Source organism: Bradyrhizobium genosp. L (assembly GCF_015624485.1).
GTDB lineage: Bacteria > Pseudomonadota > Alphaproteobacteria > Rhizobiales > Xanthobacteraceae > Bradyrhizobium.
In genome coordinates, this window is record NZ_CP061378.1 from 3,305,869 (window position 1) to 3,323,610 (window position 17,742).

The following is a 17,742-nucleotide window of genomic DNA, read 5'->3' on the forward strand; positions in this document are numbered from 1 at the left end:
TATCGACCGCCGTCAACCCCACCGATGGGCACCGATTCCACGGTGACGCAGCGAGCGTCACCGCAGGCGGCGTTCATCCGTAAGCTGATCGCGGCTCTGTCCGCAGATAAGGAGTTGGCAATGGCCACGGGATTTCAGGCTATCCGCGAAGCCTTCACGTTCGACGATGTGCTGCTGAAGCCCGGCCTGTCGGACGTCCTCCCGTCCGAAGTCGACATCCGCTCCCGCGTCACCCGCGCCATCCCGCTCAACATTCCGATCATGGCGTCCGCGATGGACACCGTGACCGAGGCGCGGATGGCGATCGCGATGGCGCAGGCCGGCGGCCTCGGCGTCATTCACCGCAATTTCGATCCCGACGGCCAGGCCGCGCAGGTGCGGCAGGTCAAGAAGTTCGAATCCGGCATGGTGGTCAATCCGCTCACCATCGGCCCGGACGCCACGCTCGCCGACGCGCTGGCGCTGATGAAGGAAAACGGCATCTCCGGCATTCCGGTCGTCACCGGCGCCGGCAAGAACACCCCCGGCAAGCTGGTCGGCATCCTGACCAACCGCGACGTGCGCTTCGCCAGCGATCCCCGGCAGCGGGTCTCGGAGCTGATGACGCACGAGAAGCTCATCACCGTGCGCGAGGGCGTCGGCCAGGACGAGGCGAAGCGGATGCTGCACCAGCATCGCATCGAGAAGCTCCTGGTCGTCGACGAGCAATATCGCTGCGTCGGCCTGATCACGGTGAAGGACATCGAGAAGGCGGTGGCGCATCCGCTGGCCTGCAAGGACGAGCGCGGCCGGCTGCGCGTCGCTGCCGCCACCACTGTCGGCGAGACCGGCTATGAGCGCACCGAGCGGCTGATCGATGCCGGCGTCGACGTCGTCGTGGTCGACACCGCGCACGGCCACTCCCAGCACGTGCTCAACGCCGTCAACCGCATCAAGCGGCTCTCCAACTCCGTGCAGGTGGTGGCCGGCAATGTCGCGACCGAGGAAGGCGCGCAGGCCCTGATCGATGCCGGCGCCGACTGCATCAAGGTCGGCATCGGCCCGGGCTCGATCTGCACCACGCGCATCGTCGCCGGCGTCGGCGTGCCGCAGCTCACCGCGATCATGGACGCGGTGGCGGCGGCGAAGAAGGCGGGCGTGCCCGTCATCGCCGATGGCGGCATCAAATATTCCGGCGACCTTGCGAAAGCGCTCGCCGCCGGCGCCGACATCGCGATGGTCGGCTCGTTGCTCGCCGGCACCGACGAGACGCCGGGCGAGGTGTTCCTGTGGCAGGGCCGTTCCTACAAGGCCTATCGCGGCATGGGCTCGGTCGGCGCGATGGCGCGCGGCTCCGCCGACCGCTACTTCCAGCAGGACATCAAGGACACGCTGAAGCTGGTGCCTGAAGGTATCGAGGGCCAGGTGCCCTACAAGGGCCCGGTCGGCAACGTGATGCACCAGCTCGCCGGCGGCCTGCGCGCAGCAATGGGCTATGTCGGTGCCAAGGACATCGCCGATTTCCACGACAAGGCCCAGTTCGTCCGCATCACCGGCGCAGGCCTGCGCGAAAGCCACGTCCACGACGTGACCATCACCCGCGAGGCCCCGAACTATCCGGGCGGGGTGTAAGTCTCCCTGGCTGTCATTCCGGGGCTCGCCTCTTGGCGCGAGCCCGGAATCCGGTGCATCTCTGACGCCAGCCTCTCGGTATTGCGCTGGTCGGTCCTATCGCCGCGGCAGAGTCATTCACTCTGTGGAAACGGGCTTCGTACTTTTAGTATAGGGCGGCGGTGGAGTGAGTGATTTCGGCTCTGGCATAGTATTAGAGGTTGTTAGGCCGGTCCTCCTCTCGTACTCCCCCTCCAGATGGGAGAGGAAGTCTAAGGTGTAGGCAAAATACTCCGCCTGAAGCTGGAGTAGGTCGACGTCAACTTCTAGCTGCTGCAGAGTGACGTCATCATTTGCAGATCGAACGTCCGCATCAAAATCAATCAAGGCCAGTTTGCTATTGAAGTTAAACCAATGGCAATGCGCATACTGGTTTCTGAAGCGCTTGCACTTCTTGATGGCTCCAAAGCAGTTCTCCCATTTGGGTCCAAGACCCACTCGATAGTATGCCGGGCGAATGAGGGCATCGGCAACATCGATGCGGGCACTTTCACCGCGCACGCGGTAGAGAACTTTTGCAGCAAGGTCCGTGTTGCTGCTCAGTGCGTGCCCCATGAGTACCATAAGCTTAAATTCGATCTCGCCGTAGGCCAAGACCATCTGACCGGCGAGGTCGCGTTCCTCCGGAAAGCCCAAGAGATCAGCGAGCGTTTCACGCATAGCAAAGAACCGTTGGAGATTACGACGAGAAAGAAGCGCCTGCGTTACAGCTCAAGAGTGTGCGTGAAACGCTAGAGGAAAAACTTGCCACAAAAAATCAAGACGAAGAAAAGCCCAGCAAAAGGGCTGGGCTTTATGACTATGGCGTGTCGTCGGAGCCGGTCGTTTGCAGATCAATTGGATATATCATCTCCAAATTGGCTTCCAAGGTTTGGATCCATTTCCTTCGCTTGTCTTCGGACCAAGGTTTGCCCGGAGAAGGGAGCCGATCTAGGAGACCAACGATCAATGGGTCCAGATGGGCGCTGCCTGCGCCGCCGCCGAAAGACATTGGCGCTTCAAGCTTTCCAACACTAGCTGCAACCGGTACATTTCCGACTGCATTCAGCATCGGTTCGATTAGTCTGTCCGGATCAAGAGACGTGAAGCCGGCTTGTTTTGCAGACCTATCAAACGCAAGGCGCGCATTGGTTTTTTGTTTTGGTGCAACGCCCATATCAACGAACGTTTGCTCCAGACCGAGAGGGCGTGGGGGCAGCTGCTTGCCCTTAAACTCCTCATAAATTTTCCGATACAATTCTACGCTCAGAAATGCCCGAACACGGGCTTCCTTTTCGCGCGCTTCGCTTTTATCGACGATCGAGAACCCAAGATCAGTCAGCTTAAACTTGCCGTCTGCAAGATCAACCAATCCAAATTGCCGAGCTGCACTCAACTTCATGATGAATGCGCCGCTCAACGATGATTGGTTCATGGCTCCTGCCAATTGATCGCGCGTATGGGGACGCCCACCGTTTGTAGCAATGGAGCGAGCAACTGAAATGGCCGCATCAAGGTCCATATACGGGAAAGCAATTGAGGACTGTTCCCGTTTGACTGTGGGCTTTTTCACGACTTTTGCCTTCGCCTTAGAGATAGCCTTATCTGGCTTTGAAGCTACCGTGGCCGTTTCCGCCGGTGCATCTGAACTAGACGCCTGAGGTGGAATTGGCCCTGGGCCGGGTTGGCTAGAAAAGCCTGTCGGCGGAAATGGCTTGGGCTTCAGAATGATGTTCATGATCTTCCCCTTTGTGAGGAGTCGGTGCGGAGTTTCCTCCGCACCGCTTTGCTAATTTGCCGCCCGACATAAGCAGCATCACGCTTGCTTTTTGTCGGCACCGTTAACCGCCTGCGACCAGATTAGAGCCGGCGAAAGAAAGCAGGCTTTTTCACGGGGAAATGCCGGTCTCGTCGTCCCTTCGGACGGTCTGACCTGGGCACACGTGACATTTCTTACCTCGCGGTAAGAGGGGGTCCTCTTGAAGGGAAAAGGGGCCTGTGCTACGTTTCACACGGTCATGCGTGCGACGGCATTCTCTAGCCTCGTCACCACCCCCAACGTTGAGAGGACTTCTGACTCCGCGTTGGGACCTAAATCGGGCCTCTGGAGTGCGGCTAACACTTTTTGAGGTTGCGGTTCTGGTTCAAGGTATCTTCTAGACCAAGGGCCCCCCCGAGTCAATCGGGGGGGCTCTTTTCGTATCGATGCTGTGGATAGGCGTTATCTAGGCTATCTACCCTCCCCATCTCCCATCCTAGATATCGGTGAGTGCGTGCGGTGACGTCACCTATCTTTTCCGATTCTGCCCAACTGTCTGTCTCTTGTTAATCGTCAGCTGCACGGCCGCCTGAATTCACGCTCCGTAGCTTTTGGAGATTTGCGCTATCTTGAAATTCCCCAGTAGCGCACCGGCGGTTCGTAATTCGAATGCCTCACGGCATGAGGCTCATCATTCAAACAACATTTCAAACAACACGCACGTCAAACAGCAAATCCGTCTCCCTTGCGGGGAGCCGGATTGCATGACTACGTGTCCGCCACGAAACCAATCAATCTGAGGAAATCCTGATGTCCCAAGGAAAGCGCGTCGTTCTCGCCTCGCGTCCGCATGGCGAGCCCACTGCCGCCAACTTCAAGATCGAGGACTACACGCCGCCGACGGCGGGCGACGGGCAGGTGTTGCTGCGCACCATCTGGCTGTCGCTCGATCCCTATATGCGCGGCCGCATGGCCGACGGTCCGTCCTATGCCGCGCCGGTGCCGGTCGGCGGCGTGATGGAGGGCGGCACGGTCAGCGAGGTGATCGCGTCCAACAATCCTGGCTTTGCCAAGGGTGACATCGTGCTGTCGCGCGCGGGCTGGCAGACCCATGTGCTGTCCGACGGCAAGGGCCTCGCCAAGATCGATCCGAAGATCGCGCCGATCTCGACCGCGGTCGGCGTGCTCGGCATGCCCGGCATGACCGCCTATACCGGCCTGCTCGAGATCGGCAAGCCGCAGCCCGGCGAGACCGTGGTGGTCGCGGCCGCCTCCGGCGCGGTCGGCTCGGCGGTCGGCCAGATCGCCAGGATCAGGGGCGCGCGCGCGATCGGCATTGCCGGCGGCAAGGACAAATGCGCCTACGTCAAGAACGAGCTCGGCTTCGACGAGTGCCTCGACCATCGCGATCCCAACCTCGCGGCGAAGCTGAAGGAGGCCTGTCCGAAGGGCATCGACGTCTATTTCGAGAATGTCGGCGGCGCGGTGTTCGAGGCAGTGTTTCCGCTGCTCAACGCCTTCGCGCGCATCCCGGTGTGCGGCCTGATCGCGCATTACAACGACACCGAGGCGCATGCGCCAAAATGGGCCGGCGCGATGATGCGCAACATCCTGACCAAGCGGCTGACCTTCCGCGGCTTCATCGTCAGCGACTTCGCCGCGATGCATGGCGACTTCCTGCGCGACATGTCGCAATGGGTGCGTGACGGCAAGGTCAAGTACAAGGAGTTCGTGACCGAGGGGCTCGACAGCGCGCCGGAGGCCTTCATGGGCCTGCTCAAGGGGGCCAATTTCGGCAAGCAGCTGGTCCGGGTCGGGCCGGATAAGGCCTGAGGGCTCTCATTCCGCGCAGAAACGTATCAAAAACGCCACAACTGGCTGAATTTGGGGGCATTTTTGCCCCCAAACGCTTGACCGGGAACCCAAGCAGTTGAATCAATATGGCTATATTTCAGGTGTAGCCATGATTTTTGAAGCTGTTCTTTTCGGGATTATCCTGCTCGCCGTCGGCTATTGGGTGACGATGTTCGTCATGGGCCGGCGCGACGACGTTTTGCACGGCCATTTCGTCCAGCAAGAGTTGGACACGGGGCCGGTGCGACGGGTCGCTCCTCGCGCTGCTTCCCATGCTCCCGCGCCGCGCATGCGGCCGGCCGAAGCAACGCCTGAGCCCAGCAAGGACTCGCTGCAGGCGCTGCTCACGGTCATCAAGCAGGACCTGCAGGACGCCGCGCGGACCTGAACCTGCTCAATGCGCTGGCTCGCCGCGGAGCAGCACGTCCAGGTCGACGTCGAGCTGGCCCTTGGCCCTGACATGGCGCACCTCGAAACTGTCGGGCTGGAAGCGATACTCGACCAGGCCGGTCTCCTTGATGCCGATGGTTTCCTGCCGTGCATCGGGGACGGTGAAGCCGGCCGACGGTGCCCAGACGTGGCGGACGCGCCCGAAGGTGTAGTCGCGGCGCTGGTGCACATGGCCGCTGCAGACCAGCCGCCAATCGACCTTGCCGAACATCTCGATCAGCCGCTGCCGCGCCGGCTGCGGCACGTAGCGGAATGAGGTTGCCGTTTGCTCGGCATCGTCGGGCAGTTCGCGATACAGCGGCTTGTGGATGAACAGCGCCACCGGCTTGCCCGCGGTCTTGTCGAGCTCGCTCGCGAGCCAGTCGAACTGCGCGGCTTCGCCGTCGAGGCCGGTGTTCATGATCAGCGAGTTCAACCCGATGAAGCGCCAGCCGGCCGCCTCGAAGCTCCAGCGATCATGGCCGAAAACGGATGTGAAGGCGCCACAGGTTTGCTTCGTCGGCAGTTGTGCCGGCGCCGGTGCAACCGCAGTCGGGTTGTCGCCGATGTCGTGATTGCCGGGCAGATAGCGGCACTCGACCGGCAGCGCGTCGTGCAATTCCTTCGCGAAGACCATATCCTCGCGGCTGTTCGGGCCGTCGAACGAGACGTCGCCGGTGTTGATCACGAGGTCGGGCCGCGTCGCGTCGATGTGCGCGCTGATCTTCTGGAAATTGTCGGTGAGCAGCGCAAAGCGTCGCGCAAGATGCGTGTCGGAAATTTGGGTGAGACGAAATTGGGTCATTGCATCGTTCCTTTCGCTGCGATCATAGGCCGCCGCGAAGTCGGAACGATGACGCCGCGTTGCACGAATAACGCGCGTCGCTTGAGATCATGTTTCAAACAAAGTGCTAATTGCCGTCGAAGCAGATCCGCCGCGCGCTCTTGATATCGAGCGTGCCTTCGATGTCGGCCGGCGTCGCGTGAACCTCTACGTCCAGCGCGGCGAGGGCGGCAATGGCGAGAGCGATGGTCAGCCGCGTGTCAGAGCCAGCCGGACCGCCACTGGCTGACGGGGCTGCGGATTTCCAGCTTGATGGCCGGCGCCGAGGCGTTGAGCCCGAGATAGGCGAGCGCGTCGTGCCTGAGGTCGTAGGCGGCAAAGCCGAGCAGTCCGAGCAGCAGCGCCGCGGCGAGGCCGTGCGCGATGATGTCGCGCGTCGAGCGGTAGCCCGAGCGGAGATAGATCGAGACCAGGAGCGCGACCAGCAGTGCTGCGGCGACGCCGGCAAGGCCTGACATCACCATGCCGAGGCCGCCGTCCACCGCATCGTCGAACCAGCCGATCGCCTTCCACAGCGAGTTGACGACGCCGGTGAGGATCTCGGCCACGCGGGCCACGCCGTCGGGGATCGGGGAGGTGATGGTCATCGCGCGCATCCGCGGAAGGGGATTGAAACCGCCATAACGCCCAAGAGTTGGTCACTCGTTGGTCACCGGAGCTCGGATGCCGGTTCAAGCGGCTCAGCCAGGCTCTTCATTGTGTTGCGCGGTGGCTGCCGCTAAGAGGGGCGCCTCGGCGCTGCCGCCGAGGGAGATTCTGATGTCAGTTCAAATGGTTTTGCTGCCGGTCTTCATCCAGATCGGGCTCACCTTCGCGCTCCTGTTCGGCATGGCGGTGACGCGCACCCGTTCGCTGTCGAGCGGCGAGACCAAAATGGCTGATATCGCGCTGCGCCAGCCGAACTGGCCGGCCCGCGCCACCCAGCTCGGCAACTGCTTCGCCAACCAGCTCGAGCTGCCGGTGCTGTTCTATGTCCTGATCGCCATTGCGCTGCCGCTGCGCCGTGCCGATCTGTTCATCGTGCTGATGTCCTGGGTGTTCGTGGTGACGCGATTCGCCCATGCCGGGGTCTTCGTCACCTCCAACGACGTGCGGCCGCGTTCGCTCGCCTGGTTCGCCGGCGTGCTGGTGCTGGCCGCGATGTGGCTCTATTTCGCGCTGAAGCTGCTGCTTCTGCTCTGACGTATCAAACCGAAAGACCTTGATGACCCCCGCTGCCCGGCTCTCCGCCGCGATCGAGCTGATCGCCACCATCGACTCCCAGCGCATTCCCGCGGCGAAAGCGCTGAAGGAATGGGGCACCGCGCACCGCTATGCCGGTTCCGGCGACCGCGCCGCGATCTCAGGCCTGATCTGGGACGTGCTGCGCCGGCAATCCTCCGCGGCCTATCTGATGGATGACGACAGTGCGCGGTCGCACGTGCTCGGCATGCTCAGGCTCGAGCGCGGCATGGACCTCGCCACCATATCGGCGCTGTGTGACGGCGGCCGGTTCGCGCCGGAACCGCTGACCGATGCCGAGCAGGCGGCGCTGACCTCGCGCTCGCTCGACGATGCGCCGGCGCCGATTGCCGGCGACTATCCGGACTGGCTCGATCCATATCTGGCAAAGGTGTTCGGTGACGAACGCGTGGCGGAGGCGACCGCAATGGCGAGCCGGGCACCGCTCGACCTGCGCGTCAACACGCTGCGGGGCAAGCGCGAGAAGGTCCTGCCGCGGCTGTCGCATCTGGGCGCGACGGAAACGCCGTGGTCGCCGCTCGGCCTGCGCATTGCGCTCGGCGCCGACGCGCGCAATCCCGGCATCCATGCCGAGGAGGATTTCATCAAGGGCGCCATCGAGGTGCAGGACGAGGGCTCGCAACTCGCCGCGCTGTTTGCGGCCGCAAAACCCGGCGAGCAGGTGATCGACCTCTGCGCCGGCGCCGGCGGCAAGACGCTGGCGCTGGCCGCGCAAATGGACGGCAAGGGCCGGCTGATCGCGACCGATCACGACAAGCGCCAGCTGGCGCCGATCCATGAACGGCTGTCTCGATCAGGCGTGCACAATTGCGAGGTGCGCACGCCGCGCGGCGAGGAGGAGATTTTGTCCGACATCAAGGCCTCCGCCGACCTCGTCGTGATCGACGCGCCCTGCACCGGCACCGGCACCTGGCGCCGCAACCCCGACGCCAAATGGCGCATGCGCCCCGGCGCGCTCGAGGTGCGGCTGAAGGACCAGGCCGAGGTGCTCGCTCGCGCCGCGCCGCTGGTGAAGCCCGGCGGCCGCATCGCCTACATCACCTGCTCGGTGCTATCTGAAGAAAACGGCGCGCAGGTGAGGGCCTTCGTGGCGCAGCATCCGGAGTTTTCCGTGCAGCCGCCGGAGCAGACGGCGGGCGTGCTGTGGGACAAGGCCGAGGAATTTGCGCAGGCCGCGCTGCAATCCGACGAAGGCTGGCTGATGACGCCGCGCCGCACGGGAACGGACGGATTTTTCGTCTCGGTGCTGAAGAAGGCGTAACTGCGTAGGGTGGGCAAAAGGCGCGCAGCGCCGTGCCCACCATCACGAGGCGGTGCAAGAATGGTGGGCACGCTGGCGCTTTGCCCACCCTACGGCACTGAGCAAGCCGCCGCCGCCACCGGCATCCTGCTCACCGTGATGATCCAGAACAGCAGCGCACACGCACTGATGGCCGCACCGAGCGTGCAGACGCCGATCCACCCCGCCGTCGCATACGCCATCGTCGAACCGATCGCGCCGAGCCCGCTGCCGATCGAATAGAACACCATGTAGCCGCCGATCAGCCGGCTCGATGCGTCCGGCCGCGTCGCGACGATCAGGCTCTGGTTGGTGACATGCACCGCCTGCACCGCGAGATCGAGCATCACGACGCCAACGACGACTGGCCAGAGCGAGGTGTGCAGGCAGGCGATCGGGGCCCAGCCGGCGAGCATCAGCAGCAGTGACAATCCGGTGACGCGCTGCGCCCAGCCGCGATCGGCGAGGCGGCCGGAATTGCGCGCCGCCAGCGCGCCGGCGAGGCCGGCGATCCCGAGCATGCCGATGGTGGTATGCGACAGCGACAGCGGCGGCGCGGCGAGCGGCAGCACGATCGAACTCCAGAACGCGCTGAAGCTCGCGAACACCAGCATCGCGAACACCGCCCGCTCGCGCAGGATCGGCTCCTGCGCGAACAGCTGTAACGTCGAGCGCAGCAGCTTTGCGTAGGACGAACCGGCCAGCACCGATGTTTGCTGACGCGGCAGGGCGAAAGCGAGCAGCGCCGCAAGCACCAGCGTCAGCGCGGCCGACGTCAGATAGACCATCCGCCAGCCGCCGAGATCGGCCAGTGCGCCGGCGGCAAAGCGCGCCAGCAGGATGCCCGACACCACGCCGCTGGTGACGGTGCCGATGGTGCGTCCACGTTCGGCAGGCGCCGCCAGGGTCGCGGCGTAGGCGACCAGCACCTGGATGACGACGGCGAGCAATCCGACCAGCACCATGCCGACGAACAGCACCGCGGCGTTCGACGCCGTGCCGACGATGGCGAGCGCGAGCGCGGACAGCAGGGTCTGGCCCGTGATCAGCCGGCGGCGGTCCAGGAGATCGCCGAGCGGCACGATCAGGATCAGGCCGCAGGCGTAGCCGATCTGGGTCAGCGTCACCACGATGCCGATCGCCGCCGGCGTGATGCCGAGATCGCGCGCCATGGTGTCGAGCAGCGGCTGCGCAAAATAGATGTTGGCGACGCTCAGCCCGCAGGCGACCGCGAACAGCAGGGTGATCGCGGAGGAGAGGCCGCCTGCTGCCGCGCCGTCGCTCTGCGCGCGTGCGGCGCGAATTGCATCCCGGTTCGCCATCATGGTCTCCCGTCTAGCTGGTCTTATGATGAGACCAGTTGCGCGGAGCGCTGTCTAGTCCTATGTTGAGACCACATCAAATCGTGAAGAAAGGGAGAGGCCTGCGATGAGGCGCACCGGTTTCGCCAAGGCCGAGTGCCCGGTGGCGCGCGCGCTGGATGCGATCGGCGACTGGTGGTCGCTGTTGATCGTGCGCGACGCGTTCGACGGCGTGCGCCGGTTCGGCGACTTCCAGAAGAATCTCGGCATTGCCAAGGGCATGCTGACCGCGCGGCTGCGCAAGCTGGTGGAGCTTGGCGTGCTCGAACAGGTCGCCGCCTCCGACGGCAGCGCCTATCAGGAATACGCGCTGACCAGGCGGGGACACGATCTGTTTCCCGTCGTGGTCAGCCTGCGGCAATGGGGCGAGGCGCATCTTTTCGCCCGCGGCGAGGCGCATTCGGTGCTGCTGGATCGGGCCGGGCAGCAGGTCGGGCCGTTGGTGTTGCCGTCGAAGGCCGGGCGGCCGCTGAAATGGTCCGACACCAGGGTGAAGAAGGTCGGCACGCGCAAGCGCTAGCCACAGCGCGTAGCTTCGTCGGGTGGGCAAAGCGCAAGCGTGCCTATCATCGCGAGCACGCCGTGGATGGCAGGCACGACGCAAGTGCGCCTTTGCCCACCCTCCGATGCCCTAATCCACGATGAACAGCGTCGCGCCCATCGTCGTCGACGAGCGGTGCGCGGCGTCGCCGAAATCGGAGACCTGGTAGCTCATGCCGGACTTCAGCGTAAATTTGCGGCCGTCGCGCAGCTCGGTGTCGAGCTCGCCCTGCACGACGAACAGCACATGGCCGCGATCGCACCAGTGATCGGCGAGATAGCCCGGCGAATATTCGACCATCCGCACCCGGAGATCGCCGATGTCGAGCGTGCGCCACAGCGCCTGGCCGGTCTCGCCGGGATGCACGCTCGGCGCGACTTTGCTCCAGTCGGTCACGGTGAAGGGCAGGGCGGGGATTTTCATGCCAAGGTTCCAATCGCGGACGCGTAGGATGGGTAGAGCTAAGTGAAACCCATCGGCCTCGCATGCGGCGCGAATGATGGGTTTCGCTTCGCTCTACCCATCCTACGATTTGCCCAGCTCACCCCAGTAGTTTTCCTCCCATCTTCATTCTGGCCAAACTAGGTCAATATTACTGACCTTTATGCATCTGTCCATGCCCAAAGAAGAATGTGGGCGCGCGGTCGGCCGCGGTTGCGGGGGCGGGCGTACCAGCGTATTGGCTTGCCATGACAGCCGCATCGAAAAACCGCGAGTCGACGCCACCAGTGGCCTCGGCGCATGACAAGATTCTGATTGTCGATTTCGGCAGTCAGGTGACGCAACTGATCGCCCGCCGCGTCCGCGAGATGGGCGTCTATTCCGAGATCGTGCCGTTCCAGAAGGCCGAAGCCGCCTTCAACGAGATGAAGCCGAAGGCGGTGATCCTCTCCGGCGGCCCGGAATCGGTGCATGAAAGCGGCTCGCCGCGCGCCCCGCAGCTGATTTTCGAATCCGGCGTTCCCGTGCTCGGCATCTGCTACGGCCAGATGACCCTGGCAGCGCAACTCGGCGGCGAGGTCGAGGGCGGACATCACCGCGAGTTCGGCCGCGCCGATGTCGAGGTCAAGACCGACAGCGCGCTGTTCGACGGCGTCTGGGGTTTTGGCGAGAAGCACCAGGTGTGGATGAGCCATGGCGATCGCATCACCAGGATGCCGCCCGGCTTCACGGTGGCCGGCACCTCCGCGAATGCGCCGTTCGCGATCATCCAGGACGAGAAACGCAAATATTACGGCCTGATGTTCCACCCCGAGGTGGTGCATACGCCCGACGGCGCCAAGCTGATCCGCAATTTCGTCCGCAAGATCGCGGGGCTTGCCGGCGACTGGACCATGCGCGCCTTCCGCGAGGAGGCGATCGAGAAGATTCGCGCCCAGGTCGGCGACGGCAAGGTGATCTGCGGCCTCTCCGGCGGCGTCGATTCCGCGGTGGCGGCGGTCCTGATCCATGAGGCGATCGGCGACCAGCTCACCTGCGTGTTCGTCGATCACGGCCTGCTCAGGCTCGACGAAGCCAGGACCGTCGTCGACCTGTTCCGCAACCACTACAACATCCCGCTGGTCCACGTCGACGCATCCAAGCAATTCCTCGGCGAACTCGAAGGCGTCACCGACCCGGAAGCCAAGCGCAAGACCATCGGCCGCCTCTTCATCGACGTGTTCGAGGCGGAAGCGAAAAAAATCGGCGGTGCCGGATTCCTGGCGCAGGGCACGCTCTACCCCGACGTGATCGAGAGCGTCTCCTTCACCGGCGGCCCGTCGGTGACCATCAAGTCGCATCACAATGTCGGCGGCCTCCCGGCACGCATGAACATGAAGCTGGTCGAGCCGCTGCGCGAATTGTTCAAGGACGAGGTCCGCGTGCTCGGCCGCGAGCTCGGCCTGCCCGAGATCTTCGTCGGCCGCCACCCGTTCCCGGGCCCCGGCCTCGCCATCCGCTGCCCCGGCGACATCACACGCGAAAAGCTCGACATCCTCCGCAACGCCGATGCCGTCTACATCGACCAGATCCGCAAACACGGCCTCTACGACGCGATCTGGCAGGCGTTTGCGGTGCTGCTGCCGGTCAAGACCGTGGGCGTGATGGGCGACGGCCGGACCTATGAATACGTCGTGGGTTTGCGCGCCGTGACGTCGACCGACGGAATGACGGCGGACTTCTACCAGTTCGAGATGAAGTTTTTGGGCGAGACCGCGACGCGCATCATCAACGAGGTGAAGGGCGTGAACCGGGTGGTGTACGACGTGACGAGCAAGCCGCCGGGGACGATTGAGTGGGAGTAGGGCGGCCGGCTGCTGTCGCGACGTTTTGTGTAGTCTAGGACGCGGACTCGTTAAGGCGCAGCCAAAGCCTGATTGATGCGAGTTGAACGAAGGCGAGGCAGTTGGCGGCAAGTTTGTCGTAGCGCGTTGCAACCCGACGACATTGTTTGTTCCTGTTGAAGAACCGCTTGACCCGGTTGCGGGCGCGGTAGAGATCTTGTTGGCGCATTGCGACATGCTGCGCTGCCTGCACGAGCTTGGTCGCTACTGGAGCAAAGCGGACGTAGTCACGGTCACAAGACGCCGGGTTTATAGGTGCACACGTGGTGGAGTTGTTCTCGCTTGCTTTCGCATTGAGGACGCTGACCGAAGCAGTGAGCTTGGCTTATCTCGGTCGAGGTTGGTAATCCACCGCGTTTTCACCAAGGGCGTATTGCGGCGTACTTGATCGTACAGAAGGGCGGGGCGTCCGGAGCTCCAGCTCCGAGCACCCTGCTATTTCCCGCGGTGCCGAAGAGCCTCGACCAACAGCGAAAATGCGGGCGAAGGTTGCCGCCGGCTGGGATAGTAGAGGTGGTAGCCAGAGAACGGCGGGCACCAATCAGACAGCACTCTCACTAGTCGGCCTTCCGAAACGTACGGCTGCACGTGCCCCTCCGTGAGGTAGGCAAGACCCAAGCCTTTGAGCGCTCCGTCCAAAAGAAGGCTCGCGCTGTTGAACACCAGCTGTCCCTCCACGCGCACATTGAGCTCCCGCCCGTTCTTCTCGAACTCCCAAGCGTAGAGACTGCCGCCATGGGTCGGTAGACGAAGATTGAAGCAGTTATGGTGGGTCAGATCTTGGGGCGTCTTCGGCCGCTTGCGCTCGGCGAAGTAGGAGGGCGAGCCGACGACGGCCATCCGTAGGTCGGGGCTGACGCGCACGGCAATCATGTCCTTGGCGACGAGCTCGCCGGGACGGATGCCCGCATCAACCTGCTGCGCCACGATATTGGTGAGCCCATAGTCGATGACTACCTCGACATGGATGTCTGGGTACTTGGGCAGGATCTTTCCCAGCGCCGGCAGCAGGATCTCGGTGGCGGCAAACTCCGTCGCCGTCAGCCGGACGGTTCCGGCAGGCTTTTCGCGAAGTTCGCTAAGCGCCGCGAGGTCGGCATCCATGTCGGTGAACTTGGGGCCGACGCTTAGGAACAGCCGTTCCCCCGCTTGAGTTGGCGTGACGCTCCGCGTCGTTCGGTTCAACAGTCGCACACCGAGCCTTTCCTCCAGGCTCCGGATGATCTGGCTAAGCGCGGATTGCGTCATGCCGAGCTTTGCCGCGGCACGCGTAAAGCTGCGTTCCCTCGCTACTGCGAGGAACGCGAGGAGATCGCTCGCGTCTTCCCGATTCATTGATAAGCCATCCTAATGACTGCATGCGGAATTTATCACCTAATCGCCGGCCGGCGGAAGTCCTAGGTTTGGTCAGACATCAGCGGTGCCGTCTGCAGAAATGAAGGCAAGGACCTATGACAGAAGGAATCAAGGACAAGATCGTGGTCGTGACGGGAGCGAGCAGCGGGCTAGGCGAAGCCACCGCGCGCCTCCTGTCTGCGCACGGCGCAACGGTGGTACTCGGTGCCCGCCGGGCGGATCGCCTCCAAGGGCTGGCGAAGGACCTCGAGGCGCGCGGCGGGAAAGCTCTGGCTTTGCAAACCGACGTGATCCGCCACGAGCAGGTGAAGGCGCTCGTCGACTCGGCGGTGCAGGCCTACGGCCGCATCGACGTCATGATCAACAACGCCGGCCTGATGCCCCAGGCTCCCCTCGAGCAATTGAAGATCGACGAGTGGGACCGGATGATCGACGTCAACATCAAGGGTGTGATGTACGGCATCGCCGCCGCTCTTCCGCACATGCAGCGGCAGAAGGCGGGTCACTTCATCAACGTCTCGTCCGTCGCCGGCCACCGGGTCGGGCCGGGGTTCGCCGTCTACGCGGCGACCAAGTTCGCTGTCCGCGCGCTGTCGGAAGGCCTGCGGCAGGAGGTGAAGCCCTACAACATCCGGACGACGGTGATCTCGCCGGGGGCCGTGGCGACCGAGCTTCCAAACAGCGTGAGCGATCCCGCGGCTGCCGAGCGTCTGCGTGGCTTCTATGCGCAGGTCGCGGTGCCCGCGGACTCTTTCGCGCGAGCGGTCGCATTCGCGCTGAGCCAGCCGCAGGACGTGGATATCAACGAGATCCTGTACCGCCCGACGAAGCAGGAGCTCTGAGCTCGCGTGTCGGTGACAGCCTTGCAAGAGTCCACCGTTCCTCGCGGCGGCGCTACCCTCCTGCCGATCATGGCAGTGGTCTTCGTTGCGTTCCTGGTCATTGGTGTCGCGATGCCGGTTCTTCCGCTTCATGTCCACGATGGATTGGGTTTGGGTACCTTCGTGGTCGGCCTTGTGGCCGGCAGCCAGTTCGCCGCTTCGCTGATCTCGCGACCGTGGGCTGGCCACTTTTCGGATAGCCGGGGAGCGAAGCGCGGCGTGGTCGTCGGCCTGCTCGCTGCCGCGTCGTCCGGACTGCTTTACCTAGGGTCTCTTGGCTTCGCCAAAACCCCGCTCGCGTCGGTCTCGATACTGCTGCTCGGCCGCGGGCTGCTCGGGGCGGCGGAAAGCTTCATCATCACGGCTGCCGTGAGCTGGGGACTGGCGCTCGCCGATGCACGCAGTACCGGCAAGGTCATCGCCTGGGTTGGCTCGGCGATGTTTGCGGCCTTCGCGATCGGTGCGCCGGCGGGGTCCGCGCTCTACGCCACCTACGGGTTCGCTGCGGTCGCGATCGCCACCGTGGCCGCGCCATTGCTGACGCTTCTTCTTGTTGTCCGGCTCCCCGCGGTCCCATCCGTCCACCACCAGGCGCGCTACTCGTTCGCCGAGATATTCGGTGCAGTCTGGGTGCCGGGCTTAGGTTCAGCGCTCGGCAGCGTCGGCTTCGGCGCAGTGACCACGTTCGTCGCGTTGTTGTTCGCGAGCCGCGGATGGGCCAATGGATGGTTGGCTTATTCCACCTACGCCGCAGCCTTCATCCTGGCACGGGTGTTCTTCAGTCACGTGGCCGACGAGCTCGGCGGAGCGAAGGTCGCGCTCGTCTGTGCGGTGATCGAAGCCGCTGGCCAGGCGCTGATCTGGCTCGCCGTCCAGCCCGAGATGGCGTTTGCCGGCGCCGCGCTTACCGGCTTCGGCTTCTCACTGGTCTATCCGGGGTTCGGCGTCGAGGCCGTGCGCGGTGTTCCGGCGCAGAGCCGTGGCCTGGCCATGGGCGCCTACACGGCGTTCTTGGATCTCGCTCAAGGAATCGCGTGCCCGGCACTCGGATTGATCGCGACCGGCGCGCGAGTAAATGCCGTCTTTCTCGTCAGCGCGGTGGCCGTGCTCTGTGCCGCACTGGTCGCGCTGTGGCTGATGGCGCAGCCGACAACCTTGGAAGGATCCTCGCAATGAGGTTGCTCGCTGCGACTTTGCTTTCATTCTGTCTGTTCGCCGGCGGCGGCGTGGCCGCCGCCGGACAGGCATCCATCGAAGGAGCAAATACCATGTCAAAGCCAGAAGACGTCCGCGTCGTCGCTCCAGCCCTCGAAAGCTACGCGCAAAAGTTCGTTCTCGGCGATCTGTGGAAGCGACCAGGGCTCTCTCGCCGAGACCGCAGTATCGTCACGGTCGCCGCGCTTATCGCGCGCGACCAGACCGTTGAGCTGCCGTACTATCTGGCACTCGCGCTCGACAACGGCGTGAAGCCGTCGGAAATTTCGGAGACTATCACGCATCTGGCTTTCTACACCGGCTGGGCGAACGCAATGGATGCAATCCCGGCGGCGAGGGAGGTCTTTAAGAGCCGCAACGTCGGCGCTGATCAGCTGCCGCCGGCCTCGGGGCCGCAGCTACCGCTCGACGAGGTGGCGGAGAAGCAGCGGGCAACGCGCGTCGGAGAGCAGTTCGGGCAAATCACGCCAAGCCTTGTCCAGTACACGACCGACGTGCTGTTCCGGGATCTCTGGCTCAGGCCGGCGTTGGCGCCGCGCGACCGCAGTCTGGTCACCGTGAGCGCACTCATCGCCACCGGTCAGGTCGCGCAGATCACCTACCACCTGAACCGCGCGATGGACAATGGACTGACGCGGGATGAGGCCGGCGAGGTGCTCGGCCATCTCGCCTTCTATGCAGGCTGGCCCAACGCATTCTCCGCAGCGCCGGTCATCAAGGACGTCATTGAAAAGCGGCCGCACTGAAGGAAACCGGCAATGCCTCATGTCATCGTCAAACTCTACTCGGGTAAGCTCGAGAGCCAGAAGCAGGCGCTCGCGCACGCGGTTACGGAAGCTGTGATGCGCACGCTCAGCTACGGAGAAGAATCCGTTTCGGTCGGCATCGAGGACGTCGAACCGAAGGATTGGCTTACCAGGGTCTACAGGCCCGACATCATCGATAAGCCGGACACCATCTACAAGAAGCCGGGGTACGACCCGCGATGAGCGGAGGCGTGAAGTGATCACACGCAGGGGCGTGCTGAT

The 17,742-nt window shown here is 63.7% G+C and carries 18 protein-coding genes and 1 pseudogene; 11 read left to right on the top strand and 8 right to left on the bottom strand.

The window, feature by feature from the left end:
• Nucleotides 1–120 precede the first annotated feature (120 nt).
• Entirely contained in the window at nucleotides 121–1,611 is a 1,491-nt protein-coding gene (gene guaB, locus IC762_RS15360; protein ID WP_195789606.1) for an IMP dehydrogenase, read from the top strand.
• 117 nt (nucleotides 1,612–1,728) lie between these two features.
• On the opposite strand, the gene IC762_RS15365 is transcribed toward guaB, so the two are convergent.
• Nucleotides 1,729–2,310, bottom strand: a complete 582-nt coding sequence (locus IC762_RS15365; protein ID WP_195789607.1) for a hypothetical protein — start codon at nucleotides 2,308–2,310, stop codon at nucleotides 1,729–1,731.
• 139 nt (nucleotides 2,311–2,449) lie between these two features.
• Nucleotides 2,450–3,367 (bottom strand): hypothetical protein, encoded by a 918-nt coding sequence (locus IC762_RS15370; RefSeq protein WP_195789608.1) that lies wholly within the window; start codon nucleotides 3,365–3,367, stop codon nucleotides 2,450–2,452.
• An 831-nt stretch (nucleotides 3,368–4,198) separates the two neighbouring features.
• Here IC762_RS15370 and IC762_RS15375 point away from each other — a divergent pair.
• Complete coding sequence (locus IC762_RS15375) at nucleotides 4,199–5,221, top strand: NADP-dependent oxidoreductase (RefSeq protein WP_195789609.1); 1,023 nt, start codon at nucleotides 4,199–4,201, stop codon at nucleotides 5,219–5,221.
• A 97-nt stretch (nucleotides 5,222–5,318) separates the two neighbouring features.
• Nucleotides 5,319–5,630 (top strand): hypothetical protein, encoded by a 312-nt coding sequence (locus tag IC762_RS15380; RefSeq protein WP_246801576.1) that lies wholly within the window; start codon nucleotides 5,319–5,321, stop codon nucleotides 5,628–5,630.
• A 6-nt stretch (nucleotides 5,631–5,636) separates the two neighbouring features.
• Here the strand turns inward: IC762_RS15380 and IC762_RS15385 are convergent, their stop codons facing one another.
• Together IC762_RS15385 and IC762_RS15390 are read right to left on the bottom strand one after the other, a co-directional pair.
• Nucleotides 5,637–6,476 carry a metallophosphoesterase family protein gene (locus tag IC762_RS15385; protein ID WP_195789610.1) on the bottom strand — a complete coding sequence of 280 codons (840 nt, stop codon included), beginning with the start codon at nucleotides 6,474–6,476 and terminating at the stop codon, nucleotides 5,637–5,639.
• Nucleotides 6,477–6,715: 239 nt separating this feature from the next.
• Nucleotides 6,716–7,102, bottom strand: a complete 387-nt coding sequence (locus IC762_RS15390) for a hypothetical protein (RefSeq protein ID WP_195789611.1) — start codon at nucleotides 7,100–7,102, stop codon at nucleotides 6,716–6,718.
• 172 nt (nucleotides 7,103–7,274) lie between these two features.
• Here IC762_RS15390 and IC762_RS15395 point away from each other — a divergent pair, with 172 nt between their 5' ends.
• Together IC762_RS15395 and IC762_RS15400 are read left to right on the top strand one after the other, a co-directional pair.
• A complete protein-coding gene (locus IC762_RS15395) occupies nucleotides 7,275–7,697 on the top strand; it encodes an MAPEG family protein (protein WP_195789612.1) in 423 nt (140 codons plus the stop codon).
• Nucleotides 7,698–7,719: 22 nt separating this feature from the next.
• Nucleotides 7,720–9,018, top strand: a complete 1,299-nt coding sequence (locus tag IC762_RS15400; protein WP_195789613.1) for an RsmB/NOP family class I SAM-dependent RNA methyltransferase — start codon at nucleotides 7,720–7,722, stop codon at nucleotides 9,016–9,018.
• 89 nt (nucleotides 9,019–9,107) lie between these two features.
• On the opposite strand, the gene IC762_RS15405 is transcribed toward IC762_RS15400, so the two are convergent.
• On the bottom strand, nucleotides 9,108–10,358 hold the full coding sequence (locus IC762_RS15405; protein ID WP_210338449.1) for an MFS transporter: 1,251 nt from the start codon (nucleotides 10,356–10,358) through the stop codon (nucleotides 9,108–9,110).
• A gap of 106 nt (nucleotides 10,359–10,464) precedes the next feature.
• Here IC762_RS15405 and IC762_RS15410 point away from each other — a divergent pair, with 106 nt between their 5' ends.
• Entirely contained in the window at nucleotides 10,465–10,917 is a 453-nt protein-coding gene (locus tag IC762_RS15410) for a winged helix-turn-helix transcriptional regulator (RefSeq protein WP_195789615.1), read from the top strand.
• A 111-nt stretch (nucleotides 10,918–11,028) separates the two neighbouring features.
• Here the strand turns inward: IC762_RS15410 and IC762_RS15415 are convergent, their stop codons facing one another.
• Entirely contained in the window at nucleotides 11,029–11,361 is a 333-nt protein-coding gene (locus IC762_RS15415; RefSeq protein ID WP_195789616.1) for a DHCW motif cupin fold protein, read from the bottom strand.
• 266 nt (nucleotides 11,362–11,627) lie between these two features.
• Between IC762_RS15415 and guaA the strand changes: the two genes are divergently transcribed.
• Complete coding sequence (guaA, locus tag IC762_RS15420; RefSeq protein ID WP_195789617.1) at nucleotides 11,628–13,223, top strand: glutamine-hydrolyzing GMP synthase; 1,596 nt, start codon at nucleotides 11,628–11,630, stop codon at nucleotides 13,221–13,223.
• Between the two features lie 34 nt (nucleotides 13,224–13,257).
• Here the strand turns inward: guaA and IC762_RS15425 are convergent.
• A pseudogene (locus tag IC762_RS15425) lies at nucleotides 13,258–13,416 on the bottom strand (IS5/IS1182 family transposase); the annotation flags it as partial.
• Nucleotides 13,417–13,697: 281 nt separating this feature from the next.
• A complete protein-coding gene (locus IC762_RS15430; protein ID WP_195789618.1) occupies nucleotides 13,698–14,597 on the bottom strand; it encodes a LysR family transcriptional regulator in 900 nt (299 codons plus the stop codon).
• Between the two features lie 116 nt (nucleotides 14,598–14,713).
• Between IC762_RS15430 and IC762_RS15435 the strand changes: the two genes are divergently transcribed.
• Genes IC762_RS15435 through IC762_RS15450 form a run of 4 tightly spaced genes read left to right on the top strand, consistent with a single transcriptional unit; the run spans nucleotide 14,714 to nucleotide 17,703 of the window.
• Nucleotides 14,714–15,460, top strand: a complete 747-nt coding sequence (locus tag IC762_RS15435) for an SDR family oxidoreductase (RefSeq protein WP_195789619.1) — start codon at nucleotides 14,714–14,716, stop codon at nucleotides 15,458–15,460.
• Nucleotides 15,461–15,466: 6 nt separating this feature from the next.
• Complete coding sequence (locus IC762_RS15440) at nucleotides 15,467–16,675, top strand: arabinose transporter (protein WP_195789620.1); 1,209 nt, start codon at nucleotides 15,467–15,469, stop codon at nucleotides 16,673–16,675.
• A complete protein-coding gene (locus tag IC762_RS15445) occupies nucleotides 16,672–17,460 on the top strand; it encodes a carboxymuconolactone decarboxylase family protein (protein WP_195789621.1) in 789 nt (262 codons plus the stop codon). Before IC762_RS15440 ends, IC762_RS15445 begins: the two co-directional genes overlap by 4 nt.
• Nucleotides 17,461–17,472: 12 nt before the next feature.
• Nucleotides 17,473–17,703: a tautomerase family protein gene (locus IC762_RS15450; protein WP_195789622.1), complete on the top strand. Its 231-nt coding sequence runs from the start codon at nucleotides 17,473–17,475 to the stop codon at nucleotides 17,701–17,703.
• Nucleotides 17,704–17,742 lie beyond the last annotated feature (39 nt).